The organism is Polaromonas sp., assembly GCF_029945925.1.
Classification (GTDB): Bacteria; Pseudomonadota; Gammaproteobacteria; order Burkholderiales; family Burkholderiaceae_C; genus Polaromonas.
On sequence record NZ_JAQSDN010000003.1, the window covers coordinates 71,817 to 80,422 of the forward strand.

The window sequence follows — 8,606 nt, forward strand, 5'->3', positions numbered from 1 at the left end:
CCAGTAACCATGCGCTTAAGCGGCGCTCTGTTGACAATTTCATTTCCAAATTCGTGGAAGAGAAGTTGACAACACGGCAAAAGAGGCAGTCAATGGATCAGGTCCCATCTGGACAAACCCATGGCCCTCTTCTACGAGACTCCCGCGGACAACCGCAGGCCTCATGGTTCATACCGTTTCGACGTGTATAGCCTCAAAGCCGGGCGGCGTATGACCCTGTACGGGAAAAGCGCCCTTTGTTTGTTCATTGATCTCGAAGCAGACTTTGAAGTTAGCGCACTTTGCGAAAGGGCGCTTGTGATTCCAAACACAAAGCCGGCGCGAGTGGTGGATTTCTGGGCTACGCGTGGAGGCGTCCCCACCTTCTTTCTCCTCACCAAACAATCCGAGGCTTGGATGAATGAGAAGAAGAAATTTGCCTATGTGGACTTCTACAAATGGGTTGCTGACTGTAACGCTAAGGTTGTTGAGGTCCTTGTTGACGAATTCGAGAAACGTCGAGTCCGGTATGACAACTGGTCCACCATCCTGCAGCACCTGATTTCGCACCGCGGGCAAGTTTCTGAAAATCTGGTTGATCGCTGCACTAATCTAATGCCTGCGAAGTGGCGGCTGCAAGACTTCGAAAAAAGTATTTCAGACGTCGACGCCATGCTGGTACGCGCAGCAGTATTCACGTTGTTAACTGAAGGAAAGCTTCGATGTCACACCATCGATAGTTTGCCCATCAATCCCTCGACCGAAGTGAGTCGAACATGATGCCTCGCGTATTCATATTCGGTAACACGTCGTTTAGTCGCGCGTCGATTCCAGCAATTCTCGCGGACTTTGAACAGCTTCCGACGGTTGACGAGTCGGCATTAACCCTCGAGCTTCGACAAGCCTACAAGAACAATCTCGAAGCTTATAGGCTCTTCGTGGCCGAAAAAGACGTACCTCTTAGGCAAATTAGGGATCTGACCGGTGTTGATCCAAAGCAGCTTTATCTCTTGCTTCAAAGGGTCCTAGTGAAAGCCGAAGATGGACGCATTCAGGGTCTCAGAGGGCTTATTCCTTTCAAGCACATCAAGGAGTACGAGCGTTGCGTGGCGGTCAAGGCGACATCCGTGCTTTTCACAAAAAACGCAAGTGGCGCAATGGCGCAACTCCTGAAAAAATTTCCATCACTCGAGACCTGGAGCCGTAAAAACGTAAGGCTCCGAAATAAACCACTGCGTCCAGGGGAAATCCGTGAGGTCAAAAAGTCAGTACGTTCGCTTCACACGGACTTTCTCAAGAAGTGCAAATACCTTGGCGTACAAAACGATGAGTACCCTTTCAATCAGGATTTGCTTGGCTTCAGATCATTTCAGGCTCTGGTGAAGCAGATAACGCTCGAGCAAAAAGGCTCGCATCGCAAGGCAGATGACCAGCCCGCCAGCGTAGAGGCTCAACCTGATATGGAGTTCGAACGTTGGCCGGTAGGCAATGTTCCGTTCAAGCTTGTTCAGTTTGATGGACACAAAATTGACGTACGACTGACCCTGGTTGTGAACGATCCGTTTGGCATGCAAACGGTGATAGAAATCGCCAGAATCTGGATTCTGGTCGTCAAAGATGTAAGCACGAGATGCGTCCTTGGCTACTACATAGCGTATGGCGTCGAATACAACAAGGATGACGTTGCGGAAGCAATTCAGGCCGCTATCGTTCCCCACCGCAGGATGAAATTGACGATTCCTGGGCTCGAGATCAAAGAGGGTGGAGGCTTTCCCAACGAAGTCATGCCGGAACTGGAATATCACCGCTTGTCTTGGTTTCATTACGATACCGCGAAAAGCCACATCGCTCAGGACAGCCTCGACCGCCTAGCCGATGTACTTGGTTGCTGGACGATGTCGGGACGATTGGGAATAGCAGACGATCGAGCCATCATCGAGAGGTTTTTCGGCCTTTTTGAGGAATTTTTTCATCAGATCCCGGGTACCACCGGTTCGAAACCATCAGACCCGGTGCGCAGGCTGGGCGATGTTGGGACGGATCATTCGAGACTCGTGACAGTCGAAGAATTGGAGCAGTTGGTCGAGGTGGTAATTGGCAATACAAACGGGGACGCTAGCAGCGCCTTGGGTGGTCGTACGCCTTTGGAGGCGATGATGTATCAGACATCCAAACCCGAGTTCATGCTTCAGACGCTCCCGGTTAGTCGGCGCCATCAATTGTTTTTGTTAAAAGAAGCAACGATCAAGGTCGTACGGGGCGCCAAGACGGCTCCCCATATAAATTTCGAAGGTGTCAAGTACACCTCCGATTTATTGGTCCGCAGGCACGAACTTGTGGGGAAGACTTTACGCATTTACTTCATCGCAAGAGATATTCGAACTATCCATGCCTTCTTCGAGGACGGCTCGGAGCTTGGCATTTTGGTGGCCAGCCGGCAATGGCGAAAAACGCCGCACTCCCTCCGATTACGTAAAGAAATTCTTCGAAATATTAGGCTTGGCTTTCTTCGTGTCGGTCCTGGCGATGATCCAGTAGAGGCATATGTGCGTAACAAGCGTAAAGCGGCGACTGAAAGCAAACGGGCAGGCAACTCAATAGCAAAGGTGCGGGCCGGGATTGCGGCAGCCAACTCCGCCGCCGCTTTCGGCGACAGCCCGTTCGGGCCGGTAGCTCCTCCTGAAACCGCGCTCTCGGACGAACAGGCAAGCCGTTCAGTTCCGAAGAAAAAAACCAAGCCGGGTGAGCTGGTGGTCCCTGTCCCACTGACGCTTAAGAAGACACTCCTATTTTAGGGCGTACCGCTTATGTCGCACGAATTCATCCGGCCCGTTCCAATGGAAACCCATCCGCTCATATTGCAACGCTATATTGTGCCAACGGCCTCTATCGAAGAGCTTTATCTGCGGATCAAGCAATGCCTCAAGCTCAGAGTGCCAGGCGCGATTGTTTATGCGATGACACGATGGGGGAAAACATATGCCGTGCGACATGTCATTGCCACGCTGCGGCTGGATTTTCCAAAGCTGGTGACGATTACTTTTGCTTGCCATAAAAAAAAGACCCCTAACGAATCAGCTTTCTTTTCAAATCTTTTAAGAGCCATTGGTCACGAGAAAGCAGAGACAGGATCCGCCCACGTCAAACGCGCTAGATTGCTCAATAAGTTAATCGAAATGCTTCAGTCATCGCGGCAGAACGTTCTCGTCGTGTTTGGCGACGAGGCGCAGAAGCTTGAAATTGAGGAGTATGAGTGGTTGCGTGAGGTGCACGATGAACTTGAAAGTAACGGTTTTCGGATGGTGACCTTTCTGATTGGACAACCTCAGTTGAAGAACCGAAAAACTTCTCTAAAACAAGCGCGGCAAACCCAGATAGTGGGACGCTTCATGATCGACGATATTGAGTTTCACGGCATCAGATCTGCAGAGGAGTGCGCGACTTGCCTTCTCGGGTATGACACGGCAACTTATCCCAATGAAGATTGGTCGTTCACCCGTTTTTTCTTTCCTCAAGCCTGGGCCGCGGGTATGAGGCTGGTCACAGAGGCCGCTCCTTTGTGGCAGGAATTTCAGGATGCGCACGATGGCTTAGGTTTCCGAACGGACCTTGAGGTGCCTATGACCTATTTTGCCAGGACAGTCGAGATTGCCATTACGGAGTTCGGAAAAGACCATCCGGATTTTCGCTTCACACCAGAGATTTGGAAACAGGCAGTCAAGGCCTCCAGGTTCTCCGCAGCGGAGGAAGAACTGTTACTTGTTACCGAAGCCGATTAAGGTTCGCACTATTGGTATTCCTCGATGCAGGCACCCAAAGTCATCATCACTTACGATACTGCTCCAAGTCACCAGTGGTGCTGGCTTCCGCAGTGGTACAGTGGCGGCGATTCTGCCTATTGCCTAATCGCCAAGTTCTCAAGATTGAATGTTCTTTCAATCCGTGAGATATGCGAAGTGTTCATCAAGCCTAATCCAAAGACTGGCATCAAATTTGAAAAAGGGCATCCGCACTATCCACGAGTAGATCTTAGGTTCTCCAGCAACTTAAGCATTGGGCGGTTGGCAAATATCTTGAAACTGGACCCAGCTAGCTTGCAGTCCGGTTTCATTGACACACTTTTTCCAAATGCTGCTCGGAGTTCGGCGCCTTACCTCAAATGGTGTAGCACTTGCGCAGGCAACGGGTTTCACTCTGCGGTCTACCAACTCGATTTCGTACATACATGCCCGCTCCATAAAACCGCCTTGCTGCATCGCTGCAAGAAGTGCGGAACCCAACTGCCGTACGAGTTGCACGCGCCGACGGGGGGGACGCTTTTCTGTTGTCCCCGATGTCGCTCAGACGCTGCGCCGAGTTTGAGCTCTCCTATTGACGGCTTTGCTCTATCTGACGAATCTGCAGCAGCTTTGGCAAGTCACGTAGATATGATCAGATTTGCAGACCAGCTACCTACGCTCATCGAAAAATGCCGTGCGTCGGTTAATAGCCCGTTTATGCCCCTTGTACTCAGCAAGCCGGACAACCGTCAGAGATCACTTTCGTTTCGTCATTTTGTGACTGATGTATTGACGGCTGTCTCATTTAAAGGAGCCCAACAAGCGCAACAGGAGTTGCATCTACTTGCGCCCATAAGCACTTTTGTTGATACGAATGAATTTGAGAACGCCAGGGTGACCCAACCCAAAAAAGTCAGAGTATCCCCGGGTGCAGTGGGGGTCGCAAATGCCACTGATCAGAAGCTCGCGGAGGCCACGGTGATCTATAGAACGATCCGCCGCCACATCTGGCGGAACCGGGTTTGCGCACACCGGGCTTGCGCACGCTATGCAATGAAGTCCCTTTGGTGGGATCTTCAAGGTGAAAGGACAGACGCATTCTGCCCGACAGCATTGGCGTTTATGCGGTGGCGTATGCATTGGGAGGGCCGGCGCGTTCCATCAAGGCTGTTGGAACGTCCGGAGCACAATGCTATTGCATATGGATTGCTGGGCTGGATTTCTGTGACTGCGCCAATTCCTTCAGTGTATTGGTCCAAAGAATTTGAAGCATGGTTGAACGCGAACCTTTTGGCGGCAGCCTGTTTTGACAGTTTTCGCGCTTGGGAACAACGTTGCGCAACGGATGTACGCAAAGGAAAGATTGCATGGGACTTTCGCGATCACGACAACTACGAACGTCGCCACTGGGCCTGCAGCGGGCGAGGTACCAATTTTGAACCTGGACTGCTTTTTTTGGAGCCGTTACTGGGAGGCACGTCGCAATTTTGTGAATCGGAACCTTTCAATCGGGCGCATTACCTACATTCCCGTCAGGTGATCGACCTGCTCAAACGGTAAAGGGTTTAGGTTTGCAATCAGCCATCTCCAAGCACATTGCGGCCCCGGATGTCCACGTAGACTCAGCCTGACAGGCGCGCGTTTTCACTCCTCTGCATGGGTGGACTGTCGGTGATGCGAATATCTGCCACGTCCGAAAGCACCAGACGCTGGCCACGCTCTGTCACGAAGGCCAAGCTGCGCAACTTTTCCAGCGAATCCCGGATTTTTCGCGGGTAGGGCGTGTTGATCGGGGCTAGCACGATCAAAATGCAGGCTTAAACTTTCCAACTCATTTCCGCAGCAACCTCAGTCCGTTGGCCACAACCAACAGACTGGCGCCCATGTCGCAGGAACATCTTGCTCTCGAAAGCGGGGTCGCAAGAAGTTATTTTAGTAGCGTGGAATGCGGCAAATGCAATGTTTCGCTCCTCAACGTCGCTCAATTCGCAACTACTTTGGGGTTGAGGAATGGGAATTATTGAATTTTCCGCTGTCAGCGGAAGAATCGGCCTCGCCTTAGATATTTGAAGATTTGGAAGGTGGCGGCAACCTCGCGGATGGGCATCTGATCGCGCAATGCCTATCGCGGGATGACATTAGTGTCGATACGTCCATCCCTCCTAACCAACCGAATCCAAGATCGCCCCGAATGCAGTGCCGACTATCAAGCCGTGGAATCGCGCCATGATAGCCTGCCTCCACGCAGCCGTGACGTCGGCTTCCTATCGCTTGGCCTCCAGATCCTCAATGTAACGTTTCATCTCACCGATCTCCTTGCGCTGGGCGGCAATGATGTCATCAGCCAGTTTCCGTACACGCGGATCAGTAATTTTTGCACGTTCGCTGGTCAAAATGGCGATAGAGTGGTGGGGAATCATGGCCCGCATGTAGGACACATCGTCCACTGTGACCTGACTGCGCACGAGCCACAGAGCAGCAAAAATCGTGATCACGCTACCTACAAGTATGCTGAAGTTGGCCACTTTATTGGGATACATCTTCCACATGAAAAGCAGCATCACCACGGCCATGGTTGCCCCCATGATGACGGTCATGTACGCTCTTGTTTCGCTAAAAAAGATGTGATCCAGCGCATAGGTATTCAAATACATCAGTCCAAACATGATGATTGATCCTGCAGCAATCATCATGGCAAATGTCGTGTATTTCATGGATGCCATGGCTTTATCGTGGTGCTGCTGCTGCTGATGCTGCTGGGTGGAATTTCTCATTTCGATCTCCAGTTGGATTGATGAATAAATAGCAGGCGACGGTGCCTCCTGCAGTCGCGAATCTCACGCGCCTTCTTTGATCGCTGGCTCGGCAGAGAGTGCTGCCGCACCCTCAATTTTTCGCACAAATGAGCCAGCAGTATCTCCATGAATGGTGCAGCTGTCAGTCCCGACGGCGCAGGCGCAGCGCGTTGGCAATCACGGATGCGGAGCTCAGGCTCATCGCCAGCGCCGCGATCATCGGCGACAGCAGCCAGCCCGTGAACGGATAAAGCAGCCCCGCTGCCAGAGGAATGCCGAGCGCGTTGTAGACCAGCGCGAACAACAGGTTCTGTTTCATATTGGCCACCGTAGAATCTGAAAGAACCCGGGCCACCGATATTCCGCGCAAGTCGCCCTTGACCAGGGTCACCTGCGCACTGTTCATGGCCACGTCGGTTCCTGTGCCCATGGCGATGCCCACATCGGCTCTGGCCAGCGCCGGCGCATCGTTGATGCCGTCCCCGGCCATGCCGACGACCTTGCCCTCGGCTTGCAAGCTCTCCACCAGTGCGAGCTTGTCGGCTGGTTTTACTTCACCATGTACCTCCTCAATGCCCAGACGCTTCGCGACGGCCTGCGCGGTGGTCACGCCGTCGCCGGTGGCCATGATGACCCGGATACCGGCTGCCTTGAGCGACGCCAGGGCTTCGGCCGTGCTGGGTTTGACCGGGTCGGAGACAGCAAGCAGTCCGACAAGTTTATTGCCCGCCGCCAGGTACATGACGCTCGCTCCCTGTTCTCGCAGCTTCTCGGCGTCTGTCTGTAAAGCCATCACATCGACGCCATGCCGCTGCATCAGGGCGGTATTTCCCAGGGCCAGTGACTGTCCCTCCACCATGCCGGTCACGCCGATACCGGTGCCGGACTCGAAAGCTTTCACCTTTGCCAGCGCCACGCCGCGCTCAGTCGCGGCACGCACGATGGCCGCAGCCAGCGGGTGCTCGCTGCCCTGGTCCAGGCTGGCGGCCAGTCGCAACACTTCATCCTCGGTGCTGCCCGCAGCGGCAATCGCCCGCTCGAACACAGGGCGACCCTCGGTCAGCGTCCCGGTCTTGTCCACGATCAAGGTGTCGATCTTGCGGAAGTTCTCGATCGCCGCGGCATCGCGGAACAACACGCCCTGGGTCGCACCCCGTCCGGTCGCGACCATGATCGACATGGGCGTCGCCAGGCCCAGAGCGCAGGGGCAGGCGATGATCAATACTGCCACCGCGTTGATCAAACCATAGACCCAACTGGGTTGCGGGCCGAACACGCCCCAGACCAGGAGCGTAGCGATTGCGATACTGATGACACCCACCACAAAATACCCGGCCACTACGTCGGCCATGCGCTGCATAGGTGCGCGGGAGCGCTGGGCCTGTGCGACCATCTGGACGATCTGTGCCAGCACGGTGGCGGAGCCTACTTTTTCGGACCGCATGGTGAGTGCCCCGGCCGTGTTCATGGTGGCACCGATGAGTTTGTCGCCAGGTTTCTTGCTTACCGGCATGGGCTCGCCGGTCAGCATGGATTCGTCCACGGCGCTGCTGCCATCGACCACCACGCCGTCGACCGGTACCTTCTCACCGGGGCGCACACGCAGGAGGTCGCCGATGTGTACGTTCGACAAGGGCACGTCTTCCTCAACCCCGTCCGCCCCAATGCGCCGTGCTGTCTTGGGCGCAAGGCCCAACAGGGACTTGATGGCCGCCGAGGTTTGCGAGCGGGCCTTCAGCTCCAGCATCTGGCCCAGCAGCGTCAGGGAGATGATCACAGCGGCCGCTTCGAAGTACACGTTGACGCGACCCATGGACACAAAGGCAGTTGGAAACACACCCGGCGCCACGGTGGCTACAACGCTGTAGACGAAGGCCGCGCCCGTCCCCAGGCTGATCAGGGTCCACATGTTCGGGCTGCGGTTGATCACCGACTGCCAGCCGCGAACAAAGAAGGGCCAGCCTGCCCACAACACGATGGGCACCGTCAGGACCAGTTCAATCCAACTCTGCACAACCATCTCGAACCAGCCGAGCCGGTGGCCGAACATCGC

At 54.3% G+C, this 8,606-nt stretch carries 7 protein-coding genes; 4 read left to right on the top strand and 3 right to left on the bottom strand.

Annotated features, from left to right (window positions below):
* Positions 1 to 120 precede the first annotated feature (120 nt).
* The 4 genes from PSV40_RS01205 (at position 121) to PSV40_RS01220 (ending at position 5,318) form a co-directional block, all read left to right on the top strand.
* Positions 121 to 759, top strand: coding sequence for a hypothetical protein (locus PSV40_RS01205; RefSeq protein WP_300533283.1), 639 nt, complete (start codon positions 121 to 123; stop codon positions 757 to 759).
* Positions 756 to 2,774 carry a hypothetical protein gene (locus PSV40_RS01210; RefSeq protein ID WP_300533285.1) on the top strand — a complete coding sequence of 673 codons (2,019 nt, stop codon included), beginning with the start codon at positions 756 to 758 and terminating at the stop codon, positions 2,772 to 2,774. Before PSV40_RS01205 ends, PSV40_RS01210 begins: the two co-directional genes overlap by 4 nt.
* Positions 2,775 to 2,786: 12 nt before the next feature.
* On the top strand, positions 2,787 to 3,758 hold the full coding sequence (locus PSV40_RS01215) for an ATP-binding protein (protein ID WP_300533287.1): 972 nt from the start codon (positions 2,787 to 2,789) through the stop codon (positions 3,756 to 3,758).
* A gap of 648 nt (positions 3,759 to 4,406) precedes the next feature.
* Positions 4,407 to 5,318, top strand: coding sequence for a hypothetical protein (locus PSV40_RS01220; RefSeq protein WP_300533289.1), 912 nt, complete (start codon positions 4,407 to 4,409; stop codon positions 5,316 to 5,318).
* Between the two features lie 62 nt (positions 5,319 to 5,380).
* Here PSV40_RS01220 and PSV40_RS01225 read toward each other — a convergent pair whose 3' ends face one another.
* The 3 genes from PSV40_RS01225 to PSV40_RS01235 all read right to left on the bottom strand — a co-directional run.
* Complete coding sequence (locus PSV40_RS01225; protein ID WP_300533299.1) at positions 5,381 to 5,560, bottom strand: hypothetical protein; 180 nt, start codon at positions 5,558 to 5,560, stop codon at positions 5,381 to 5,383.
* Positions 5,561 to 6,022: 462 nt separating this feature from the next.
* A complete protein-coding gene (locus tag PSV40_RS01230) occupies positions 6,023 to 6,532 on the bottom strand; it encodes a DUF305 domain-containing protein (RefSeq protein ID WP_300533291.1) in 510 nt (169 codons plus the stop codon).
* Positions 6,533 to 6,695: 163 nt separating this feature from the next.
* The coding region (locus PSV40_RS01235; RefSeq protein WP_300533293.1) for a copper-translocating P-type ATPase at positions 6,696 to 8,606 on the bottom strand (1,911 nt) is incomplete at its 5' end.

What these genes read in the sequence shown, in the direction of transcription:
- PSV40_RS01205 (WP_300533283.1), top strand. Translation starts at nt 121, where the DNA reads ATGGCCCTCTTCTACGAGACTCCCGCGGACAACCGCAGGCCTCATGGT.
- PSV40_RS01210 (WP_300533285.1), top strand. Translation starts at nt 756, where the DNA reads ATGATGCCTCGCGTATTCATATTCGGTAACACGTCGTTTAGTCGCGCG.
- PSV40_RS01215 (WP_300533287.1), top strand. Translation starts at nt 2,787, where the DNA reads ATGTCGCACGAATTCATCCGGCCCGTTCCAATGGAAACCCATCCGCTC.
- PSV40_RS01220 (WP_300533289.1), top strand. Translation starts at nt 4,407, where the DNA reads ATGATCAGATTTGCAGACCAGCTACCTACGCTCATCGAAAAATGCCGT.
- PSV40_RS01230 (WP_300533291.1), bottom strand. Translation starts at nt 6,532, where the DNA reads ATGAGAAATTCCACCCAGCAGCATCAGCAGCAGCAGCACCACGATAAA.